This window comes from Pseudomonas sp. NPDC077408, from assembly GCF_050269105.1.
Lineage (GTDB): Bacteria > Pseudomonadota > Gammaproteobacteria > Pseudomonadales > Pseudomonadaceae > Stutzerimonas.
In genome coordinates this window covers 777,318-798,580 of record NZ_JBNNHS010000002.1, presented here as the reverse complement: position 1 = coordinate 798,580, position 21,263 = coordinate 777,318, and the positions used below count along the sequence as shown (strand labels likewise).

The following is a 21,263-nucleotide window of genomic DNA, read 5'->3' as shown; positions in this document are numbered from 1 at the left end:
TCCATGACCCGTATCCCCAAGTCGGAATATGTCCGCCGGCGCAAGGCGCTGATGGCTGAGATGGAACCTAACAGCATCGCCATCCTGCCGGCCGCGCCGATGTACATTCGCAACCGCGACGTCGAACACATCTACCGTCAGGACAGTGATTTTCAATATCTCTCCGGATTTCCCGAGCCAGAGGCAGTGATTGCGCTGATCCCGGGTCGAGAGCACGGCGAGTATGTGCTGTTCTGTCGCGAACGCGATCCGGCTCGCGAGTTATGGGATGGTCTGCGCGCGGGTCAGGATGGCGCGATTTCGGACTACGGCGCTGATGATGCCTTCCCCATCGGCGATATAGACGACATCCTTCCCGGTCTGATCGAAGGGCGTTCGCGGGTCTACTACGCGATCGGCAGCAACCAAGAATTCGATCATCGCTTGATGGAGTGGATCAACACGATCCGCTCCAAGGCCCGTCAGGGGGCGCAGCCGCCGAACGAATTCGTCGCCCTTGACCATCTGCTGCACGACCAGCGCCTATACAAGTCGGCGAACGAAATAAAGGTGATGAAGCACGCTGCGGAAATCTCCGCGCGCGCCCATATCCGTGCCATGCAGGCCAGCCGTGCTGGACTCTACGAATACCATCTCGAAGCCGAGCTGGATTACGAGTTCCGCAAAGGCGGAGCGAAGATGCCGGCCTACGGTTCCATCGTCGCGGCCGGAAAGAACGCTTGCATCCTGCACTACCGTGAGAACGACGCGCTGCTCAAGGATGGCGACCTGGTGCTGATAGACGCCGGCTGTGAAATTGATTGCTACGCCAGCGACATCACCCGCACCTTTCCGGTCAGCGGCCGCTTTTCGCCCGAGCAGAAGGCTATTTATGAACTGGTCCTGGCTGCCAACGAAGAAGCCTTCAAGCATATCGCGCCCGGCAGGCATTGGAACGAGGCCCACGAGGCGACCGTTCGGGTAATCACCGCCGGATTGGTCGAGCTGGGATTGCTTCAGGGTGACGTCGATGAGCTGATTGCCGCCGAAGCCTACAAACCCTTCTACATGCACCGCGCCGGTCACTGGCTGGGCATGGACGTGCATGATGTCGGTGATTACAAGGTCGGCGGTGAATGGCGCGTGCTGGAGCCCGGCATGGCGATGACCGTCGAGCCGGGCATCTATGTCGCGGCTGACAATCAGGACGTGGCAAAGAAGTGGCGCGGCATCGGCGTACGCATCGAAGATGATGTGGTGGTCACCCGCAACGGTTGCGAAATTCTTACTGGCGGTGTGCCTAAGTCCGTTGACGAGATCGAGGCACTGATGGCGGTTTCCGCCGAGGTCGCGTAGATGGCAACGTTGGCGATCATCGGAGGTGGGCTGGTCGGCGCGAGTTTAGCGTTGGCACTGCAAAGTGGAGCGAAACAGCGTGGCTGGACGATCGAGCTGATCGAGCCGTTCGAGCCGGGCAACCACTACCAGCCCAGCTATGACGCGCGTTCTACCGCGTTGTCCTACGGGACCCGGCTTATTTACCAGCGCCTGGGCATATGGGATCAGATCGCCGAACGTGCAGAGCCAATCACCGATATCCATGTATCCGACCGCGGTCGCGCAGGTGTCACCAGGCTTGACGCCAGTAGTCAGCGTGTCCCGGCGCTGGGTTATGTCGTGGAAAACGCCTGGATCGGCCATTGTCTCTGGCAAGCACTCGATGACGACGTAGTGGTTCGCCATTGCCCTGCTGAAGTCGAGCAGATGCGAGCCGTGCCGGGCGGCTATCACCTGACATTGACTGACAGTCAGACGCTCGGCTGTGATCTCGCGGTTCTGGCCGATGGTGGTCGCTCAGGGCTGCGTGAGCAGCTCGGCATCAAAATCAAACAATCGCCCTATGGGCAAACGGCGCTGATCGCCAATGTTACGCCCGGTATGCCGCACGGGGGGCGCGCGTTCGAGCGCTTCACCGATGAGGGGCCGATGGCGTTGCTGCCGCTGCCGGATAACCGCTGCGCTCTGGTCTGGACTCGGCCGGAACGGGATGCAGCGCGTCTTGCCGCGCTCCCTGAAGCGGAGTTCCTCGAGGAGCTCCAGCAGGCGTTCGGCTATCGGCTTGGTGGTTTTCAGCAGGTTGGCGCGCGGCACCTCTATCCGCTTGTGCTGATCGAAGCTGAAGAGCAGGTTCGCTCTGGCCTAGTCGTACTGGGTAATGCTGCGCACAGCTTGCACCCTATCGCCGGGCAGGGTTACAACCTTTCCCTCCGTGACACCGAGGCTCTTGCGGTCGCGCTCTTGGGCAGTTCGGCGCCGCCGGGCGACCTGGGCGTATTGCAGGCTTACCATCGGAAGCAGCGCTCGGACCAGCGCGTCACTGTGGGTTTTTCCGATCAACTGACCCAGTTGTTCGGCGATTCGGGGCGCCTTTCCATCGCCGGGCGAAATCTTGGATTGCTGGGGCTGGATCTGCTGCCGCCCGCCAAAGCCTGGTTCGCGAGACAGGCAATGGGAATGGGCGTACGCGAGCGTTAGGGGCGTGCGAAATGCTCGATCGAGCGTTAGCGCAGTCGAGCGGACCTACCAAATTTGCAGGCTAGGCGAACAGGAGAGAGCAGTAATGCAAGCGGACCTCATCATCGTTGGCGCTGGGATGGTTGGCAGTACCTTGGCCCTGGCCCTGCAGGATACCGGCCTCACCATCAAACTGGTCGACGGCGGCCCGCTGGAAGTGCAGCCGTTCAAGCCCTCGGACTCCTTTGAGCCTCGCGTCAGCGCTCTGTCGGCTGCCAGTCAGCGGATTCTCCAGCGCGTGGGCGCCTGGCAGGGGATTGTCAGTCGACGCGCTAGTCCCTATCTGGACATGCACGTGTGGGATGGCTCCGGCACTGGCCATATCGATTTCTCCGCCGCCGCAGTACATGCCGATGTACTGGGTCACATCGTCGAGAATCGTGTCGTGCAGGATGCTCTGTTGGAGGCGCTGGAGAGCCGTGGTTCGGTGGAGCTCAAGGGCAACGCCCGTCTTGAGGAGCTGCAGCAGAACGATAACGGTTGGACGCTGACGATGGATGACGGTCAGCAGCTGAGCGCCGGACTTATAGTCGCTGCCGACGGCGCCAACTCTACGGTCCGCCAACTGGCCGGCTGCGAAACCCGCGAGTGGGATTATCTGCATCACGCCATAGTCACCAGCGTGCGCTGTGTTGAGCCGAATCAGCAGGCTGCGTGGCAACGCTTCACCGATGAAGGACCGCTGGCATTCCTGCCCTTGCAGCGGGAGGGCGACGCCCATTGGTGCTCCATCGTCTGGTCTGTCACGGAGGCCGAGGCGCAGCGGCTGATGGCGCTGGACGATGATGCGTTCTGTCAGGCCCTTGGTCGCGCCTTCGAATATCGCTTGGGTGAGATAGTCGAGGCTGATCCGCGCTTATGCATCCCGCTGCGCCAACGCCATGCAAAGCGTTACGTACAGCCCGGGTTGGCATTGATTGGCGACGCTGCTCACACCATTCATCCGTTGGCCGGGCAGGGCGTCAACCTGGGGTTGCTCGACGCAGCGGTGCTTGCAGAAGTGATCCAAGGCGCGGTATCGCGTGGTGTTCGGCTCGGTGACCCGCGGGTGTTGGGGCGTTTCGAGCGGCGTCGGATGCCCCACAACCTGGCCATGATGGCGGCAATGGAGGGGTTCGAGCGCTTGTTCCAAGCCGACCCACTGCCGCTGCGTTGGTTGCGTAATGCCGGGTTGAAAGGTGTTCAGGCTCTGCCCGCAGCCAAAGCGCTGTTCGTTCGCCAAGCGCTGGGCTTGAGCGGAGATATGCCGGAGCTGGCTAGGCTCTGATCGGTTAGGGCCTGCCGCTGGATGCGCGAATTGTCGCGTTGAGAAAGTAAATGACATTCACTACTATTCAGCTTCTTTAACAAATCATAAGAGGCTGATCCATGCAGGCACGCAAAGGTTTACTCGCCGTTCTCGCGCTCACCGCGCTGTCGAGTGCTGTACAGGCTGCCGAAGAAGTAGTGGTCTACTCTTCGCGGATCGATGAGCTGATCAAGCCGGTTTTCGATGCCTACACGGCCAAGACTGGCGTCGACGTCAAGTTCATAACGGACAAAGAAGCTCCGCTGATGGCCCGCATCAAGGCCGAAGGCGAAAACACGCCGGCGGATCTGCTCTTGACGGTAGATGGTGGCAACCTCTGGCAGGCCGAGCAAATGGGCATCCTGCAGCCGCTGAACTCGGCGGTAGTTAATGACAACATCCCTTCGCAGTACCGCTCCTCAACTGATGGCTGGACGGGTTTGTCGCTGCGGGCGCGGACCATCGTTTATTCACCCGAGCGTGTGGAAGAGGGTGAGCTGACGACCTACGAAGCCCTGGCCGACAAGAATTGGGAAGGCCGTCTGTGCCTGCGGACCAGCAAGAAGGTTTATAACCAGTCCCTGACCGCTACCCTGATCGAAACCCACGGTGCCGAGAAGACCGAAGAAATCATCAAGGGTTGGGTCAATAACCTTGCGACAGACGTGTTCGCCGATGACACCGCGTTGGTCCAGGCAATCGATGCCGGTCAGTGTGATGTAGGTATCGTCAACACCTACTACTACGGCCGCTTGCATGCGCAAAACCCGGATCTGAAAGCCAAGCTTTTCTGGCCGAATCAGGACGGTCGCGGTGTGCACGTCAACCTGTCGGGCATCGGCCTGACCAAGCATGCGCCGCACCCCGAGGCTGCACGCAAGCTGGTCGAGTGGATGACAACCCCCGAAGCGCAAAGCATCTTTGCCGATATCAACATGGAGTTTCCGGCGAATCCCGAGGTGAAATCTTCGGCTGAGGTCTCTGCTTGGGGTGATTTCAAGGCTGACACTATCCCGGTCGAAGTTGCCGGCAAGCGCCAGGCTGAAGCGATCATGCTGATGGACCGCGCTGGTTGGCGATAAGCAGTGATCGGCTGGACGCCTAGGCGGCCAGCCAGGCTCCGTTCATATCTGAATGCCTGGTTTGCAGTTTGCAGTTTGCAGTTTGCAGCTACGGCTATAATCGACGCCCCCGCATGCCGGGGGCGTCGTCTTTTCTGCTTTTGAGGCTTGCGTGTCCCACCCCGTCGAGAGCCGCTGGTATCCCATCACTTTCGCAGTCGCCGCGCTGGTATTGCTGCCGCTGAGCGTCCTGCTGTTCAGTTGGAGCGATATCGACACCAGCATCTGGTCACATCTTTGGCAGACCCAGCTGCCGCGTTTGCTGGGCAATACGTTAACGCTGGTTCTAGGTGTTTCGGTGGGTGTGACCGTGCTCGGGGTCAGCCTGGCCTGGTTGACTTCGTTGTGTGAGTTCCCGGGGCGGCGCTGGCTGGATTGGGCGCTGATGCTGCCTTTTGCCATTCCCGCCTATGTGCTGGCGTTCGTGTTCATCGGGCTGCTCGATTTCGCCGGGCCGGTGCAGACACTGGCTCGGGAGTGGTTCGGCAGTGGGGTGCGCTTTCCTCGGGTCCGGTCCACCGGCGGTGTCATCACCGTGCTGGTGCTGGTTTTCTATCCTTATGTCTATCTGCTTGCTCGCTCAGCCTTCATTGCTCAAGGCAAAGGGCTGATGGAGGCCGCGAGGGTTCTAGGCAAGTCGCCCTGGAAAGCGTTCTGGACCGTCGCGTTACCAATGGCGCGACCGGCAATCGGTGCCGGGCTGGCTTTGGCATTGATGGAAACACTTGCCGATTTCGGCGCCGTGGCGGTTTTCAATTTCGATACCTTTACCACCGCGATATACAAGACCTGGTATGGGTTCTTCAGTCTCACCAGTGCCACTCAGCTGGCCAGCTTGTTGTTGTTGGCCGTGATGCTGGTGCTCTATGGCGAGCGCCGTGCGCGAGGGGCAGCCCGGCCCGCGAATGATCGGGCGCGCTCGGCGGTGCTTTATCGGCTTCGTGGCGTCAAGGCCCTGGCCGCCAGTAGTTGGTGTGGCCTGGTGTTTCTTTGTGCCTTCGTCATACCCGTACTGCAGTTGCTGGCCTGGCTCTGGCAGCGTGGGCGCTTCGATCTCGATGAGCGTTATACCGGCTTGATCCTGCATACCCTTTATCTGGGCGGCCTGGCGGCGCTGATCACAGTGACTGTGGCGCTATTGCTGGCTTTCGCCCGACGCCAGGCACCGCTGCGTCCGATAAAGATGGCAGTTGGGTTGGCGAATCTCGGTTACGCGCTGCCGGGGTCGGTGCTGGCCGTGTCGATCATGCTTGCGTTCAGCTACCTCGACCGCGAATTGGTCGTGCCGCTGTCCGGCTGGCTCGGCGGCGCAGGCAAACCGATCCTGTTGGGAAGCCTCGGCGCTTTGCTCCTGGCTTACCTGATTCGGTTCATGGCGGTGGCGTTCGGGCCGCTGGAAAGCGCGCTGGCGCGGATTCGGCCTTCTCTGCCGCAGGCCTCGCGCAGTCTTGGCGTGGGCGGGCCGGCACTGTTCTTCCGGGTCTACCTGCCGTTGTTGTTGCCTGGAACGCTGAGTGCCGCCTTGTTGGTGTTCGTCGATGTACTGAAAGAAATGCCTGCCACGCTCCTTATGAGACCGTTCGGCTGGGACACGCTGTCGGTGAGGATCTTCGAGATGACCAGCGAAGGCGAGTGGGCGCGTGCTGCGCTGCCTGCGCTGACGTTGGTGCTGGTCGGGCTGTTGCCGGTCATCTTGCTGATCCGTCGCTCAGCCCGGCGAGTCGGCTGAGCGCTCCATCGCCTCGCAGTGACCTGTCACGACCTTGAGGCTACAATGCGCGCCATCCAAAAATCGTCGGGCCTATTGCCCGGCTCTAATAAGCTCTACCCACGCCGCTTCGGCGACCTGCCCGGAAGGAGAAACCCATGGGTCAGCGTACTCCCCTCTACGATCAGCACCTCGCACTCGGCGCCAAGATGGTCGATTTCGGCGGCTGGGACATGCCGCTGCATTACGGCTCCCAGGTAGAAGAACATCATCAGGTGCGCCGCGATTGCGGGGTGTTCGACGTCTCCCACATGACGGTGGTGGACGTCCGGGGGGCGGATGCGAAGGCCTATCTGCAGCGCCTGCTGGCCAACGACGTAGATCGTCTCGGGCAGGTCGGCAAAGCACTCTATACGGCCATGCTCAACGAGCGTGGCGGCGTCGTGGACGACCTCATCGTTTATCTCGCCGAAGAGGGTTATCGGCTTGTGGTCAACGCCAGCACCCGCGACAAGGATCTGGCGTGGATGCAGGCGCAGGCTGAGGGGTTTACGGTTGAAGTGACCGAGCGGCCCGAGCTGGCGATGCTGGCCGTCCAGGGCCCCCATGCGCGGGCGCGCACCGCTGAATTGGTCAGTCAGGCTCGAGCGGCATTGATCCACGAACTCAAGCCGTTCAACGGCCGTGCCGCAGGGGATTGGTTCATTGGTCGCACCGGCTATACCGGTGAGGACGGTCTGGAAATTATCCTGCCGGCCGAGCAGGCTCCTGATTTCCTCAGCGAGCTGGTCGGCGCCGGCATCCCGCCGATCGGGCTGGGTGCGCGTGACACCTTGCGCCTCGAGGCGGGCCTGAATCTCTACGGCCAGGATATGACCGAGGATGTCTCGCCGCTGCAGGCCAATATGGGCTGGACCGTGGCGTGGCAGCCGGTCGAGCGTGATTTCATTGGCCGCAGCGCGCTCGAGGCACAGAAGACAAAAACTGATCTGCCGAAACTGGTAGGGCTGGTGCTCGAGGAGCGTGGCGTGCTGCGAGCCCATCAGATCGTGCGCGTCAACGGCATGGGCGAAGGAGAGATCACCAGCGGTAGTTTTTCGCCTACGCTTGGCAAAGCCATCGCGCTTGCGCGTGTTCCGGCCGGGACGGCTGATCGTGCCGAAGTAGAAATCCGTGGCAAGTGGTATCCCGTGCGCGTGGTGCAGCCGACTTTCGTGCGTCACGGCAAAGTACTGGTGTAAATTCGGCCAACTGCAATTTTGCAACGGGCCGCAGAGCCTGCTTCGTGCCCGCAACCGACAGCTTTTTTGAGGACCTACGAATGAGCGACATCCCCAGCGATCTGCGATACGCCGCGAGCCACGAGTGGGCCCGTCTCGAAGCCGACGGTAGTGTTAGCGTCGGTATCTCTGACCATGCCCAGGAAGCGCTGGGCGATGTGGTGTATGTGGAGCTGCCGGAGATCGGCCAGCAGCTGACTGCAGGGCAACAAGCGGGTGTGGTGGAGTCGGTAAAGGCCGCTTCGGACATTTACGCGCCAATTTCCGGGGAGGTGGTCTCGATCAACGAGCAACTCACCGATTCGCCGGAAAACGTCAACAGCGAGCCCTATGGCAGCTGGTTCTTCCGGATTCAGCCGAGCGATGCCTCGCAACTGGAGAAGCTGCTCGACGCAGAGGGTTACAAGGCCTCCTGCGACGCCGAAGCCTAAGCGTTCAAATCCAAAAGCCCCGTCATGCAGGCGTGTGAAAACCGAGCGAAGCCGATTTTCATAGCAGCCCGTGTATCGGGGCTTTCCTTTTTCGAGAGAAGCAGTGATGTCTCAAGTGCCGCGCCTTTCCCAGCTCCAGCAACCTGACGCCTTTTTGCGTCGCCATCTTGGCCCTGATGCGAGTGAACAACAGGCCATGCTCGATGCGCTCGGCTTGTCCAGCCGTGAAGAGTTGGTCAAGCAGACCGTGCCGCCGGCGATTCGCCTGCAAGGTGACCTGGCGCTGCCGGCCGCCCTGGATGAGCAGGAAGCACTGGCGCGTTTGCGAGGCTACGCGGAACAGAACCAGCTCTGGACCAGCCTGATCGGAATGGGCTACCACGGCACCATCACGCCGCCCGTAATTTTGCGCAACGTCTTGGAAAACCCCGGCTGGTATACCGCTTACACGCCTTATCAACCGGAGATTGCCCAAGGTCGTCTGGAGGCGCTGCTGAATTTCCAGCAACTGACCATCGACCTCACCGGACTCGATCTGGCCAACGCCTCGCTACTCGACGAAGCCACAGCCGCAGCGGAAGCCATGACCCTGGCGAGGCGAATGGCCAAGAGCAAGAGCAACTGCTTCTTCGTCGATGAAAACTGTCATCCGCAGACGCTCTCAGTGGTGCAGACGCGTGCCGAAGCCTTTGGCTTTGAACTGGTGGTCGGTGCGCTTGAGGATATCGTTGGGCAGGAAGTCTTCGGTGCGCTGCTTCAATACCCCGACACTCATGGCGAGATTCGCGATCTGCGACCGGCGATCGAGGCGCTCCACGCCAAGCAAGCCCTGGCCTGCGTCGCGGCAGACCTGCTCAGCCTGCTGCTGCTGACGCCGCCTGGCGAACTTGGCGCGGATGTGGTGCTCGGTTCAACCCAGCGATTTGGCGTACCGATGGGCTACGGTGGTCCCCACGCCGCCTATTTCGCTACCCGCGACGCCTTCAAGCGCGCCATGCCCGGCCGTATTATCGGCGTTTCCAAGGATGCGCGCGGCAACACGGCGCTGCGCATGGCGCTGCAAACGCGCGAACAGCATATCCGTCGCGAGAAGGCCAATTCCAACATCTGTACCGCGCAGGTGCTTCTAGCCAACATCGCCAGCTGTTATGCCGTCTACCACGGTCCAGACGGGCTCAAGCGCATCGCTCAGCGCACCCATCGGCTGACCTCGATCCTGGCCAGCGCGCTGGAAATGAAAGGCATCAAGCGCACCAACCAGTATTTCTTCGACACGCTGACGCTTGAGGTGGGCGGCGCACAGACGGCGATTCTCGAAAGTGCTCGCGCGGCGCGGATCAATCTGCGCATCCTCGGTCGGGGCAAGCTAGGTGTCAGCCTCGACGAGACCTGTAACGAGCAGACCGTGGAAGAGCTACTGGCGGTGTTCCTCGGTGCCGATCACGGACTGAGCATCACGACGCTGGACGCGGGTGAAATCGTCAGCGGCATCCCGAACGAACTGCAGCGCAGCAGCGCTTATCTGACTCACCCGGTGTTCAACACCCACCACAGCGAAACCGAGATGCTGCGTTACCTTAAGCAGCTGGAGAATAAGGATCTGGCATTGAACCAGGCGATGATCCCGCTCGGTTCCTGCACCATGAAGCTGAACGCGACTAGCGAAATGATCCCGATTACATGGCCGGAGTTCGCCAACCTGCATCCGTTCGCACCGCAGGAGCAGGCTCAAGGCTACAAGCTCATGATCGATGAACTGGAAGCTTGGCTCTGTGCGATCACTGGCTTCGACGCGATCTCGATGCAACCCAACTCCGGCGCCCAGGGCGAATACGCCGGCCTGGTCGCGATCCGCAAATATCACGAGAGCCGCGGCGAGGGCCAGCGTGACATCTGCCTGATTCCATCTTCGGCCCACGGCACCAACCCAGCGTCAGCGCAGATGGTCAGCATGCGTGTGGTGATCGTCGATTGCGACAAGGCGGGGAACGTCGATCTCCAGGACCTCAAGCGCAAGGCGGCCGAGGCGGGGGATAAGTTGTCCTGTCTGATGATCACCTATCCGTCGACCCATGGTGTCTACGAAGAAGGCGTTCGGGAGATCTGCGAAGCGATTCATGCGCAGGGCGGCCAGGTGTACATGGACGGCGCCAACCTCAACGCTCAGGTCGGGCTGGCGCGTCCAGCCGATATCGGCGCAGACGTTTCGCACATGAACTTGCATAAAACGTTCTGCATCCCGCATGGCGGTGGCGGCCCAGGTATGGGGCCGATCGGTATCAAGGCGCACCTGCAGCCTTTCGTTGCCAACCATCCAGTGATCGAGCTGCAAGGCCCGAATCCGGAAAACGGTGCGATTAGCGCCGCGCCTTGGGGAAGCGCCAGTATCCTGCCGATCAGCTGGATGTACATCGCCATGATGGGACCGCAGCTGCGCGACGCCACCGAGGTTGCGATTCTCAGTGCTAACTACCTGGCGATGCGTCTTGGCGAGGCCTTTCCGGTCCTCTACAGCGGGCGTAACGGTCGTGTAGCACACGAATGCATCATCGATCTGCGGCCGCTCAAGGCGCAGACTGGCATCACCGAGGAGGACGTCGCCAAGCGGCTGATCGATTACGGCTTTCACGCGCCGACCATGTCTTTCCCGGTGCCCGGCACGTTGATGATCGAGCCTACCGAGAGCGAGTCGAAAGCCGAGCTAGATCGTTTCGTCGAAGCGATGCTGAGCATTCGTGCTGAGATCGACAGGGTGGAAAGCGGCGGATGGCCTGCCGAGGACAACCCGCTGGTACGCGCTCCGCATACACTGGCCGACGTCACCAACCTGTGGGATCGTCCATACAGCATCGCCGAAGGCGTGACGCCGAGCGCACATACCCAAGCGCACAAATATTGGCCCGCGGTGAACCGGGTGGATAACGTATTTGGTGACCGCAACCTGTTCTGTGCCTGCGTGCCGGTCGAGGATTACCGCGAGTAGTGCTGTTCCGCCCGTTCTGATCCTTGAGTGAGACCGGGCGGAGTCTCTACCGAAAATTCAGCCCTCTTGCGAAGGCTCGTCGAGAGCCTCATCGCTATCTTCGCCAATCATCCCCAGCAGTTGCGCCAGCACCAGCTGGGCTTCTTCCACACCCTGCCGCTTCGGCGCCGAGAACAGTTGGACGCTGACACCGTCTCCCCACCCCTTGCGGATGTCACGCTGTATCGCCAGCAACGCGTTTTTGGCTGCGCCGAAGGCAAGCTTGTCTGACTTGGTCAGCAAGATGTGTAGCGGCATCTCGCTGGCGTTGGACCAGTCGAGCATCATGCGGTCGAATTCGGTCAGCGGATGGCGGATGTCCATCATCAAGAACACCCCAGCGAGACTCTCGCGGCTGCTCAGGTAGGCTTCCAAATGACGCTGCCAATGCTGCTTCAGGGGAATCGGTACTTTTGCATAGCCGTAGCCGGGAAGATCGACCAGGCGATGGTGTTCATCGAGGCTGAAGAAGTTCAGCAGTTGGGTGCGCCCGGGTGTCTTCGACGTGCGGGCGAGACTGGCATGGGTGAGCGTGTTCAGCGCACTGGACTTGCCCGCGTTCGAGCGGCCGGCGAAAGCGACTTCCAGGCCCTCGTCAGCCGGGCATTGATCGACCTTGGCGGCACTGGTCATGAACGTGGCTTGCTGGCAGAGGCCTAGAATCGGGTTTTTTGGGAGCATGGGCTTTCCGGTGAGTGCGCGGGGTGCGGCAATGGTTCATTTCCGTTTCAGGAGCGCCAGTATATAATGCCGCAGATTTTGTGTGCGCTTTGGTCTGAAAACGAGGCCGAGTAGCCGCTCTGCTGCCGCTTGCGGCGACCGACCGGAAGCGAGCAAGGCGTTGCTCAAGCGCCAGGTTAGACGTCACCCTGTATATAACGAGCGTCGCCATGGCCCTAAGCGGTCGGACTGCCGAATAAGATTTCTTTAAACCCTTAGCCGTAGTTGGATGAGCTGATGAACAAAGTACTCGTGAGTCTGCTGTTGACCCTTGGCATCACCGGTATCGCCCACGCGGCTGGAAATGCAGAAGCAGGAAAAGAAAAGGTCGCCGTCTGTGGTGCTTGCCACGGTGCCGACGGAAACAGTGCCGCACCGAACTTCCCGAAACTCGCAGGCCAGGGCCCGAACTATCTGTTCAAGCAGCTGCAGGATATCAAGGTAGGCAGCAGTCCCACGGCGGAGCCGGGCGTCGGTCGCAAGGTGCTGGAAATGACCGGTATTCTCGATCCCTACAGCGATCAGGACCTCCAGGACATGGCCGCCTATTTCGCCAGCCAGAAGATGACCATCGGCACGGCCGACCCAGCTCTGGTCGCTCAGGGTGAGCAGCTTTTCCGCGGTGGCAAGCTGGAACAGGGCATGCCGGCTTGCTCTGGTTGTCATGCACCGGACGGCGTAGGCAACAACCTGGCGCGTTTCCCACGTCTGGGCGGTCAGCACGCAGCCTATACGGCCAAGCAGCTCACCGATTTCCGTGAAGGCGATCGCACCAATGACGGCGATGCGGCCATCATGCGCACCATCGCCTCGAAGTTGAGCAACAAAGATATCCAGGCACTGTCGAGCTACATCCAAGGCCTGCACTGATCGTTTTCCCGATCAGCCTAAAAGGGGCGTTCAGGGCATGAGCCTGAACGCCTTTTTTTGTTTTCGGCCTCGCTATAATGATTGTCAAGATATTGAAAAGCGGCGGAAAGCGCTGGCGAGCAAACATGAATTGCTGCAGCCTGTGGCGCTATCGGTTAGCCGTTCATTACAAGGGAGTCATTATGCGTAAACTCGTCCTCAGTGCCCTTCTCGTTACCGCCAGTCTGTTCGGCTTTTCAGCCAATGCGGCAGATTTCCAAGCAGGAAAGGAATACGTCGAGCTGAAGAATCCGGTACCGGTTGCCGAGCCGGACAAGATCGAGGTGGTCGAGCTGTTCTGGTATGGCTGCCCGCATTGCTACCAGTTCGAGCCGGTGATCAATCCATGGATCAAGCAACTGCCTGACGATGTCGATTTCAAGCGCATCCCGGCGATGTTTGGTGGCGTCTGGAACACGCACGGGCAGATGTTCCTCGCGCTGGAGTCCATGGGGGTCGAGCAGAAAGTCCATGACGCCGTGTTCAACGCTTATCATCGAGACGGTAACAAGCTCGACACGCCGGAAAAGATGGCGGAGCTCCTCGAGGGGCAGGGTGTCGACAAGCAAGCTTTCCTCAAGGCTTATAACTCCTTTGGCGTGAAGAGCCGTGCCGAGCAGGCGAAGAAGTTGGCGATGGCCTATCAGATCACTGGCGTTCCGGTGATGATCGTCAACGGAAAGTACCGTTTCGACATCGGCTCCGCTGGTGGCCCGGAGCGGGCACTGGAAGTTGCTGACTTCCTCATCGAAAAAGAACGCGCGGCCCGGTAAGCACAGGTGCTTCGTCGCTGGAGCTCACCACGCCTGGCCGGCCCCGGCCAGGCGCGGGTCAATCCCCTTTGCCTGGATTCCAGCGGCCTGCCCTGTAACGGCCGGTTGCGTCTGCTGAGTTTCAACATTCAGGTGGGGATCAGCACCGAGCGCTATCACCATTACCTCACCCGTAGCTGGCAGCACTTGCTGCCACACACCGGACGCGCACGGAATTTACAGCGAATCGGCGACTTGCTCGCCAACTACGATCTCGTGGCGCTGCAAGAAGCCGACGGCGGCAGTATGCGATCGGGCTATGTCAATCAAGTCGAGCATCTTGCGCAGCTGGGGGCTTTTCCGTACTGGTACCAGCAGCTCAACCGCAACCTGGGACGCTTCGCTCAGCACAGCAACGGCGTGCTGAGTCGACTGGAACCGCAGGGGCTGGAAGACCATCCGTTGCCAGGACCATCCGGCCGCGGCGCGATTCTGCTCCGCTTTGGTCAGGGTGAGAACGCCCTTGTCGTGGTGGTGATGCATCTGGCTCTAGGCGGTGGCGCACGCACTCGCCAACTGGCGTATATCCGCGACCTGATAAGTGGCTACCGCCATCAGATTCTGATGGGCGACATGAATACCCATGCCAGCGATCTGCTGGAGCACTCACCCCTGCGTGATCTTGGCCTGCAAGCACCGCAAATCGAGGCGACGTTTCCCAGCTGGCGTCCGCAACGCTGCCTAGACCACATTCTGCTGAGCCCCAGCCTGACGCTCGAGCGCGTCGATGTACTGGCCCAGGCAACTTCAGACCACCTACCGGTCGCGGTGGAGATCCGCCTACCTGACGCGCTGCACGATGCTGACGCACTGCCTGTACCTACGGATAGGACCTGATGAGCGACGACGCGCAACGCTGGAAAGACAAATACCTGCATCAGTTGGAACAGCAGGAGCAGCTCGAAGGGCGCTGGAATACGCGGCTGGATCTGCTGCGGCGCAGTCTGGTGCGCAGCAGTTTTGCGGTGGACGATGCCGATCCGGCGGTTGAGCGCTGCATGCGTGAGCTACGTGATGTGCTGCGCGACGATGTGCAGGATGACCGTCTGGGTGCGCTGGTCCCGCGGCTCGAGCGCGCGGTCCTCGACACTGAGCGCACTAAACAGGAGCGCCTCGAGCGATTGACCGAGGCGCTCGACCAACTGGCCTCGCAATTGCTCGAGCTGCGGCTACCCAACGAAATCCGCAAGCCGTTGAAGCAGTTTTCACGGCAGCTTGCTAAGCGAGCGGCCCAATCGCGCGAGCTGCCCATGCTGTTGAGCGAGCTAGGTGAGTTACAGAGCCAGGCCCTGGAGGCTCAGCGACCGTCCGGCGCCTCCAATTCGGTGGGATTGCTTGGCCGTTTGTTCGGTCAGCGCGACAGCAACATTGAGGCCTTGGCAAAGCCCGACAACGATCTGCCATTGATTACGGCTGACCCGGTGCAATCGCTGCCAGGCCAGCCGCTTTTTGAACAGGCCGAAACGCCTGAACCATTGCAAGGGTCGTCCGCTCCGGATTCTGGCTTTCAGGCGGCGGAAGCGCCGCGGCCTTTGATCGACATCGCGACGCCGCATAGCGATGCGACAGCCAACGTGACACCACCAGAATTGACGCCGGAGAGCCAGTCGGCCGATCCGTATCAGTTACCGCCTTCGCCGGAGCAGGCCTACAGTGCCATTGCCGAGCGTGTCGAATCGACACTGCTCGGTCTTCTTGAGAATCTGCGCCTGCCAGAACACCAGCAGGTGCAGGTGCAGGCTATGCGCGAACGGATTCAGCAAGGGCTGAATTGGTATGAACTCGTGCCGGTGCTTGATGACCTGGCTCAGTTGATGCTGGCCGTGGCTGATCAAGGGCAGCGAGAATTCGAACTCTACCTGAGTCTGCTCAACGACCGTCTGGCCACCATGCAGGACAGCCTCGGCGCGGCCCGCGAAGGGCACGTGCAGAGCAAGGAAACCGCACAGGCGCTTGACGAAGAGCTGCGCCAGCAAGTCGGTGGTCTGCAAGACAGCATGCTCGGCGCCAAGGACCTGCCGAGCCTGAAGCAGACTGTTCAGGCTCGGTTGGATGGGTTGCTCGAAACCGTCGATGCGTATCAGCGTCAGCGTAGCGACCATGAACAGGCCTTGAGCGATCGCCTAAGCACTTTGGTCGAGCGGGTGGCAAGCCTTGAGCAGGCGGCAACGGGGATGCGCGAGCATCTCGAAGAGCAGCGGCAGAAGGCTCTGCAGGATCCGCTTACCAGCTTGCCTAACCGAGCCGCCTGGGATGAGCGCCTGGAGCTCGAGGTCGCACGTCAGCAACGCTACGGTGGTCAGCTGCTGCTCGCGGTTCTGGACGTCGATCACTTCAAGCGTATCAACGACAGTTTCGGCCATCTGGCTGGTGATCGAGTGCTCAAGATCATTGCCAACGAACTGCGCAAGCGGCTGCGCAAGACCGATTTTATCGCCCGTTTCGGTGGCGAAGAATTCGCGCTGTTGCTGCCCGAGACGCCCGCCGCGGCAGGGCTTAAGCTGCTCGATAACCTGCGTACAGGTATCGAGAGCTGTCCTTTTCACTTCAAGGGCGCTCGTATCCAGGTGACCCTGTCAGGGGGGCTTGCAAGCTTCGCTGCATCCGATCGAGCCGAGCAGGTGTTCGAGCGCGCCGACCGAGCCCTATACCGGGCGAAGGATTCCGGTCGCAACCGTATCGAAGCGGACTGACCGACCGCGCTGGGAGTCCAGGGGTCACCCCGGTACAATTGCCTTCTATGCTCTGGCGCCGACTCTCTTCGGCGTTTCTCTGCGGGCCGCTGCTCGGTCCGATCGAATGTCCCAAGTCCGCGTCATCACGCTGTAGACCAGAGGCCGCGTATGAAAAGTTTGATCCTCGCCTTGTTTGGCCTGTTGCTCGCCGGCTGCGCCAGCGGTCCGCGTATCGATACCCGTCATACATCGCTGGGGCAGGACAGTCGGGCGCAGTTTATCGTTCTGCATTACACCTCAAGTGACCTGCAGCGTTCGCTCGACATTCTCAAGGGCGACGGCGTCAGCAGCCACTACCTAATCGGCGAAGCGCCCGCGACCATCTACCGTCTGGTCGATGAAGATCGTCGTGCCTGGCACGCTGGCGAAAGCCAATGGAACGGACGTACCTGGCTTAACTCCAGCTCCATTGGCATCGAGCTGGTTAACCGCGGTTATATCGAAAGCGCCGAGGGGCGTCTCTGGTATCCCTACTCCGATGAGCAGATTGACGCTCTGATCGTGCTGCTCAAGGACATCATGCAGCGCCGCGGTCTGAAGCCTGGCGCGATCATCGGGCACAGTGACATTGCCCCGCAGCGCAAGGTCGACCCGGGCCCGCTGTTTCCCTGGAAGCGGCTGGCGGACGCCGGTCTGGTGCCCTGGCCTGACGCCCAAGCCGTAGCGCGCCAGCGCAGCCTGTTTGCGACGGCAATACCGGATGTGGCCTGGTTTCAAGCGCAGTTGGCGGAGCAGGGATACAAGGTGCCCGAGCACGGCTATCTCGATCTGGAAACCCGAAACGTCATTGCGGCGTTCCAGATGAAATATCGCCCGGCACGCTTCGATGGCGAACCGGACGCTGAAACCGCAGCGCTGCTCGCGGTGCTGAACGCAGCAGGCTGAGGCTTCGGCTCAGCTGCGCGGGTTACAGCCGATCAGCCTCGAGTCGGCGAGTGCCGCGGTGCGGTGAATCGTGGCGGCGCGGTATTCCGGGTCCGCCAGCATTGCCAGAAAGGCTTCAGGCGAGGGGTAGCGCACCAGCAGCACCTCGTCCCAATGTTCCTGCTCCGGCGCAATTAGCGCGACGCGGGCGTTGGCCATGATCTCCACGTCGCCACCGGCTGAGCGTACCTTCTTGATGGCGGTGCGGCTGTAGACTGCATAGGCTTCCCTGCCGGAACAACGCGGGTGACCGCTCTCGGCAGGATAGACGGCTTGATCGTTAAAGCGCAGCAAGTTGAGCATGAGGATCGGCTCGCCGGCAGGCATCTGATCGGCGAAGCGCTTCAGTTGGTCCTGGCTGGGATTGAGGCTGGGCATGGCGGCTCCTTTTTATTCTTCCCGCGCTGCCTGGCTTAGATGGGCAGGGCGATATAGAAGATGGTGCCGTGACCGATCCGCGAATGCACGCCGATACGACCACCATGCAGCTGAGCGATCTCTTTGCATAAGGCAAGGCCCAGTCCGGCGCCACCGCGGCGACGCCCAATTTGCACGAAGGGTTCGAAGATGCGCGCTTGCTGGCTATAGGGGATGCCCTCGCCATTGTCCTCGACACTGAGAATGACCCGTTCGCCGTGATGCCGCGCCAGTAGGCGGATTTCACCGCCGTCAGGTGTGTGCCGCAGTGCATTGCTGAGCAGGTTGTCGAGCGTTCGGTCCATCTGCTGCTGGTCCAGCAACAGGCTTGGCAGTGGCGTCTGTAGTTCAAGCTTGATTTCGATATGGTTCTGCGCAGCACTCGCCTGGAAACGCTGCCGTGCTTGCTCGAGGAGCGCCGCCGGGTCGCACGGCACGCGTTCGAGTTTTTGCTGACCGCTCTGGTAGCGCGAGAAGTTCAGTAGATCGTTAATCAGCGTGACCAAACGCTGCATCTCTTCATGCACGGTGGTGAACAGGTCGGCTTCGCGGCTATTGTCCGGATAGTGCGTTCGTTCGCGCAGCAGGCTGAAGGCCATTTGCATGCCTGTCACAGGAGTGCGCAGCTCATGCGACGCACGCAACACGAACTCGTTGCGCACCCGTTCGAAAGTTCGCTGGTCGGTCACGTCGTGAAGCACCATCACCGCGCCGCTGATGCGGCCGTCGTGATGGTTCACTGGGCTCATGCGCCATGACAACAGGCGGCGCTCGCCGTCGGCCTCGATCACCAGATCTTCCGGCGGCCCGGATAGCGGCGTATCGGCCAGCACTTGCTGAGCAGCCTCGTCCAGCTCCGGATAGCCGAGGGCTTGGCCAAGCGTCGACCCCAGATGCTCTGTCTCCCAGGCCAATTGGCGTTGCGCGACCGGGTTGGCATGTTCCAGACGGCCCTGGCGGTCGATGATCAGCAGGCCGTCATCGATGCTGTCGAGCAATGCCTGCAGCCGTTGCTGGCCATCGACCAGCGCTTCGACATTGGTTTGCTTGAACTGGTGCAGGGCCTGCGCCATCAGACCGAAGCGACGAATCAGCGAAGACAGCTCAGCGATGGGTGAGGTGGGCAGGTTGATATTGAAGTCGCCGCGGCCGATCTGGTCAGCCACGCTGGACAGTTGCTCGATGGGGTCACCGAAGCGCCGGGCGAAGCTGTGTGCGGTGACGAAGCCGATCAGCAGCACCGCAATACCGGTCAACCCGAGCAGCCCGGCGAGCAATTGTGCCCGTTCGCGGCTGCGAATCTCGGTGTCACGAATCTGGTTGTAGGCGGACTGTTGCATGTCCACCATCAACTCGCGAACGCGGTTGAAGGATTGACTGAGGGGATTATCCTCGAGCAGTGTCGCGTTCAGGTTGGAGGGTGTTTCCAGCTCCACGGCAAAGCGAGTATAGGCGTCGCCGATGGCTTCATAAGCCTTGCGGTCCTGCTCGTCGTTGGCGTCCGCCATGCCTCGCGCCAGAGCGCCCAGAAAGACTTCTCGATATTCGTTCAGGGCTTCAACGTCGCGCTCTTCGCGGACTAGCAGCAGTAGCTGGTTTCCCAGCGCCTGGCGCAGCTGCTGGTTGACCTCGATGACACCGAAGTTATCGCGAATGAGATTTTCCTGGCTCTTCGCCATTTGCACGACGCTGACCAGCGCCAGCAGTAGCCCAAGCAAGGCCACCGTCATCAATGCCGAGAAACCCAGGAACAGCCGGGTTCTCAGCTTCATCTGGATTTTCATAGGCCGTATTGCTTACGTTTTCGATAAAGCGTCGATGCGTCGATGCCTAGAATTCGGGCGGCTTGCTCAAGTGTGTCGCTGGTGCTCAATACGCCCGAGATATGTGCTTTTTCCAGCGCTTCCAGACTGAGCGGCTCACCGATCCGTGGGGCGTTGCTGACGGCCTGATCGGCCAGGCCAAGATGGCTGACTTCGATCATGTCCTGCGGGCAGATGATGCTGGCGCGCTCGACCACGTTGCGCAATTCACGGACGTTGCCTGGCCAGCGATAGGCCTTCAGCGCGGCAACCGCGTTGTCGCTGAAGCCGCGCGCTGGTCGGCCATAGCTTTTTACGAAGAACGCCAGGAAGCGTTCGGCGAGGGTCAGCACATCTTCCGGGCGCTCGCGCATGGGCGGAAGGTTCAGGGTGATGACATTCAGACGGTAGAGCAGGTCTTCACGGAAACGCCCTTCGCGGACCATTTCCTCGAGATTCAAATTGGTGGCGGCGAGAATGCGTACGTCGGCCCTTCGGGTGACCGGGTCTCCGACGCGCTCGTATTCCTTGTCTTGGATGAAACGCAGCAGTTTCGGCTGCAAAGCGAGGGGAAAGTCGCCGATTTCGTCGAGAAACAGCGTGCCGCCGTCAGCTTGATTGACGCGCCCCAGGGTGCTTTCGGTAGCCCCGGTGAAAGCGCCACGATTGTGTCCGAATAGCTCGCTTTCCATCAGATCAGCCGACAGCGACGGACAGTTGATGGTGATGAAGGCTTTTTTAGAGCGTCGGCTCCAGTTGTGAATTGCACGCGCCAGCTCGCCTTTGCCCGTGCCTGACTCACCGAGGATGAGGATGTTCGCGTCGGTATCGGCCACTTGGCGGGCGGTCTCGAGCACGCTCATCATCGCCGGGCTGTACGAGCCCAGCGCATCGCTGCGTTTTTGCACCTCGCCTTCCAGGGCTTCTAGGCGCGCCGCCATCTGACGGACTTCCAGCTGCTTGGCGGCCGACAGGCGCAGCTGCTCGGGGCTGCATGGCTTGACCAGGTAATCCGCAGCGCCCGCTTGCATCGCGTCCACCGCGGTGTCTACCGCCGAATGGGCGGTGACGATTACTACACGCATCCACGGCGCAAGTACGCGCATCTGCTGCAGAACATCGAGACCGTTGTCTTCACCGAGGCGCAGGTCCAGAAAGCACAGATCGAACACCTGCCGCTGTAGGATCGCTTCGGCCTGTGAAGCGCTGGCCGCCGTGACCACCGTATAACCGCGGTCCTCGAGGCAGTAGCGGAACGTGCGCAGGATCGCTGCCTCGTCGTCCACCAGTAGGATGCGGCCGCCGGTGTCGGTCGTTTGGTCCATGAATGCTCCAGTCAGGCAAAAGCGGTGAATGTTTGGCGAGTCGTTGGGGTGGAACCTGTGTGCTGCAGTGGCGCGCGGTAGTTCAGCGCCTGCTTTAGTCTACGCAAAGCCTTGCAAGTTGCACGGTATACACAGGTCTTTCCTGCAGACTGCAATCGCGCTTCAAGCGCAACGGCGATGCAAGCTGTTGATTATAAAGGCGCCGGGAGGTTTTTG

17 protein-coding genes are annotated in these 21,263 nt (G+C 60.7%); 13 read left to right on the top strand and 4 right to left on the bottom strand.

What is annotated here, in order from left to right:
* Positions 1-3 precede the first annotated feature (3 nt).
* The 8 genes from pepP (at position 4) to gcvP (ending at position 11,364) form a co-directional block, all read left to right on the top strand.
* A complete protein-coding gene (gene pepP / locus ACQKEK_RS08595) occupies positions 4-1,335 on the top strand; it encodes a Xaa-Pro aminopeptidase (protein ID WP_499142060.1) in 1,332 nt (443 codons plus the stop codon).
* Positions 1,336-2,514: a 2-octaprenyl-6-methoxyphenyl hydroxylase gene (gene ubiH / locus ACQKEK_RS08590; protein ID WP_499142058.1), complete on the top strand. Its 1,179-nt coding sequence runs from the start codon at positions 1,336-1,338 to the stop codon at positions 2,512-2,514.
* An 85-nt stretch (positions 2,515-2,599) separates the two neighbouring features.
* Positions 2,600-3,820, top strand: coding sequence for a 2-octaprenyl-3-methyl-6-methoxy-1,4-benzoquinol hydroxylase (locus tag ACQKEK_RS08585; RefSeq protein WP_499142056.1), 1,221 nt, complete (start codon positions 2,600-2,602; stop codon positions 3,818-3,820).
* 101 nt (positions 3,821-3,921) lie between these two features.
* Entirely contained in the window at positions 3,922-4,923 is a 1,002-nt protein-coding gene (locus tag ACQKEK_RS08580; RefSeq protein ID WP_128120470.1) for an extracellular solute-binding protein, read from the top strand.
* A gap of 151 nt (positions 4,924-5,074) precedes the next feature.
* Positions 5,075-6,691 carry an ABC transporter permease gene (locus ACQKEK_RS08575; RefSeq protein ID WP_499142054.1) on the top strand — a complete coding sequence of 539 codons (1,617 nt, stop codon included), beginning with the start codon at positions 5,075-5,077 and terminating at the stop codon, positions 6,689-6,691.
* Positions 6,692-6,828: 137 nt separating this feature from the next.
* Positions 6,829-7,911, top strand: coding sequence for a glycine cleavage system aminomethyltransferase GcvT (gene gcvT, locus ACQKEK_RS08570; RefSeq protein WP_499142052.1), 1,083 nt, complete (start codon positions 6,829-6,831; stop codon positions 7,909-7,911).
* Between the two features lie 80 nt (positions 7,912-7,991).
* Positions 7,992-8,381 carry a glycine cleavage system protein GcvH gene (gene gcvH, locus ACQKEK_RS08565; protein ID WP_045423505.1) on the top strand — a complete coding sequence of 130 codons (390 nt, stop codon included), beginning with the start codon at positions 7,992-7,994 and terminating at the stop codon, positions 8,379-8,381.
* A 106-nt stretch (positions 8,382-8,487) separates the two neighbouring features.
* Positions 8,488-11,364: an aminomethyl-transferring glycine dehydrogenase gene (gcvP, locus tag ACQKEK_RS08560; RefSeq protein ID WP_499142050.1), complete on the top strand. Its 2,877-nt coding sequence runs from the start codon at positions 8,488-8,490 to the stop codon at positions 11,362-11,364.
* A 57-nt stretch (positions 11,365-11,421) separates the two neighbouring features.
* Here the strand turns inward: gcvP and yihA are convergent, their stop codons facing one another.
* The gene (gene yihA / locus ACQKEK_RS08555; RefSeq protein ID WP_045423509.1) at positions 11,422-12,084 is read right to left on the bottom strand and encodes a ribosome biogenesis GTP-binding protein YihA/YsxC; all 663 of its coding nucleotides are present in this window, start codon (positions 12,082-12,084) and stop codon (positions 11,422-11,424) included.
* 276 nt (positions 12,085-12,360) lie between these two features.
* Here yihA and ACQKEK_RS08550 point away from each other — a divergent pair, with 276 nt between their 5' ends.
* The 5 genes from ACQKEK_RS08550 to ACQKEK_RS08530 all read left to right on the top strand — a co-directional run bounded on the left by ACQKEK_RS08550 (position 12,361) and on the right by ACQKEK_RS08530 (position 17,464).
* Complete coding sequence (locus ACQKEK_RS08550; RefSeq protein ID WP_128120465.1) at positions 12,361-12,993, top strand: c-type cytochrome; 633 nt, start codon at positions 12,361-12,363, stop codon at positions 12,991-12,993.
* A gap of 182 nt (positions 12,994-13,175) precedes the next feature.
* On the top strand, positions 13,176-13,805 hold the full coding sequence (locus ACQKEK_RS08545) for a thiol:disulfide interchange protein DsbA/DsbL (RefSeq protein WP_128120464.1): 630 nt from the start codon (positions 13,176-13,178) through the stop codon (positions 13,803-13,805).
* A 6-nt stretch (positions 13,806-13,811) separates the two neighbouring features.
* Positions 13,812-14,681 carry an endonuclease/exonuclease/phosphatase family protein gene (locus ACQKEK_RS08540; protein WP_499142047.1) on the top strand — a complete coding sequence of 290 codons (870 nt, stop codon included), beginning with the start codon at positions 13,812-13,814 and terminating at the stop codon, positions 14,679-14,681.
* The gene (locus ACQKEK_RS08535) at positions 14,681-16,537 is read left to right on the top strand and encodes a GGDEF domain-containing protein (protein WP_499142045.1); all 1,857 of its coding nucleotides are present in this window, start codon (positions 14,681-14,683) and stop codon (positions 16,535-16,537) included. The genes ACQKEK_RS08540 and ACQKEK_RS08535 overlap by 1 nt, the downstream gene beginning before the upstream one ends.
* 150 nt (positions 16,538-16,687) lie before the next feature.
* Positions 16,688-17,464, top strand: a complete 777-nt coding sequence (locus ACQKEK_RS08530) for an N-acetylmuramoyl-L-alanine amidase (RefSeq protein WP_128120461.1) — start codon at positions 16,688-16,690, stop codon at positions 17,462-17,464.
* 9 nt (positions 17,465-17,473) lie between these two features.
* Here ACQKEK_RS08530 and ACQKEK_RS08525 read toward each other — a convergent pair whose 3' ends face one another.
* From ACQKEK_RS08525 to algB, 3 genes are read right to left on the bottom strand one after another with little or no spacing between them, the layout of a single operon-like run.
* Positions 17,474-17,881 carry a DUF1330 domain-containing protein gene (locus ACQKEK_RS08525; RefSeq protein ID WP_499142043.1) on the bottom strand — a complete coding sequence of 136 codons (408 nt, stop codon included), beginning with the start codon at positions 17,879-17,881 and terminating at the stop codon, positions 17,474-17,476.
* A gap of 35 nt (positions 17,882-17,916) precedes the next feature.
* A complete protein-coding gene (locus tag ACQKEK_RS08520) occupies positions 17,917-19,704 on the bottom strand; it encodes a KinB sensor domain-containing domain (protein WP_499142041.1) in 1,788 nt (595 codons plus the stop codon).
* A complete protein-coding gene (gene algB / locus ACQKEK_RS08515; RefSeq protein WP_046161539.1) occupies positions 19,701-21,047 on the bottom strand; it encodes a sigma-54-dependent response regulator transcription factor AlgB in 1,347 nt (448 codons plus the stop codon). The genes ACQKEK_RS08520 and algB overlap by 4 nt, the downstream gene beginning before the upstream one ends.
* Positions 21,048-21,263 lie beyond the last annotated feature (216 nt).

What these genes read in the sequence shown, in the direction of transcription:
- ACQKEK_RS08525 (WP_499142043.1), bottom strand. Translation starts at nt 17,881, where the DNA reads ATGCCCAGCCTCAATCCCAGCCAGGACCAACTGAAGCGCTTCGCCGAT.
- algB (WP_046161539.1), bottom strand. Translation starts at nt 21,047, where the DNA reads ATGGACCAAACGACCGACACCGGCGGCCGCATCCTACTGGTGGACGAC.
- ACQKEK_RS08585 (WP_499142056.1), top strand. Translation starts at nt 2,600, where the DNA reads ATGCAAGCGGACCTCATCATCGTTGGCGCTGGGATGGTTGGCAGTACC.
- gcvT (WP_499142052.1), top strand. Translation starts at nt 6,829, where the DNA reads ATGGGTCAGCGTACTCCCCTCTACGATCAGCACCTCGCACTCGGCGCC.
- ACQKEK_RS08535 (WP_499142045.1), top strand. Translation starts at nt 14,681, where the DNA reads ATGAGCGACGACGCGCAACGCTGGAAAGACAAATACCTGCATCAGTTG.
- ACQKEK_RS08530 (WP_128120461.1), top strand. Translation starts at nt 16,688, where the DNA reads ATGAAAAGTTTGATCCTCGCCTTGTTTGGCCTGTTGCTCGCCGGCTGC.
- ACQKEK_RS08545 (WP_128120464.1), top strand. Translation starts at nt 13,176, where the DNA reads ATGCGTAAACTCGTCCTCAGTGCCCTTCTCGTTACCGCCAGTCTGTTC.
- pepP (WP_499142060.1), top strand. Translation starts at nt 4, where the DNA reads ATGACCCGTATCCCCAAGTCGGAATATGTCCGCCGGCGCAAGGCGCTG.
- yihA (WP_045423509.1), bottom strand. Translation starts at nt 12,084, where the DNA reads ATGCTCCCAAAAAACCCGATTCTAGGCCTCTGCCAGCAAGCCACGTTC.
- ACQKEK_RS08520 (WP_499142041.1), bottom strand. Translation starts at nt 19,704, where the DNA reads ATGAAAATCCAGATGAAGCTGAGAACCCGGCTGTTCCTGGGTTTCTCG.
- gcvP (WP_499142050.1), top strand. Translation starts at nt 8,488, where the DNA reads ATGTCTCAAGTGCCGCGCCTTTCCCAGCTCCAGCAACCTGACGCCTTT.
- ubiH (WP_499142058.1), top strand. Translation starts at nt 1,336, where the DNA reads ATGGCAACGTTGGCGATCATCGGAGGTGGGCTGGTCGGCGCGAGTTTA.
- ACQKEK_RS08580 (WP_128120470.1), top strand. Translation starts at nt 3,922, where the DNA reads ATGCAGGCACGCAAAGGTTTACTCGCCGTTCTCGCGCTCACCGCGCTG.
- gcvH (WP_045423505.1), top strand. Translation starts at nt 7,992, where the DNA reads ATGAGCGACATCCCCAGCGATCTGCGATACGCCGCGAGCCACGAGTGG.
- ACQKEK_RS08550 (WP_128120465.1), top strand. Translation starts at nt 12,361, where the DNA reads ATGAACAAAGTACTCGTGAGTCTGCTGTTGACCCTTGGCATCACCGGT.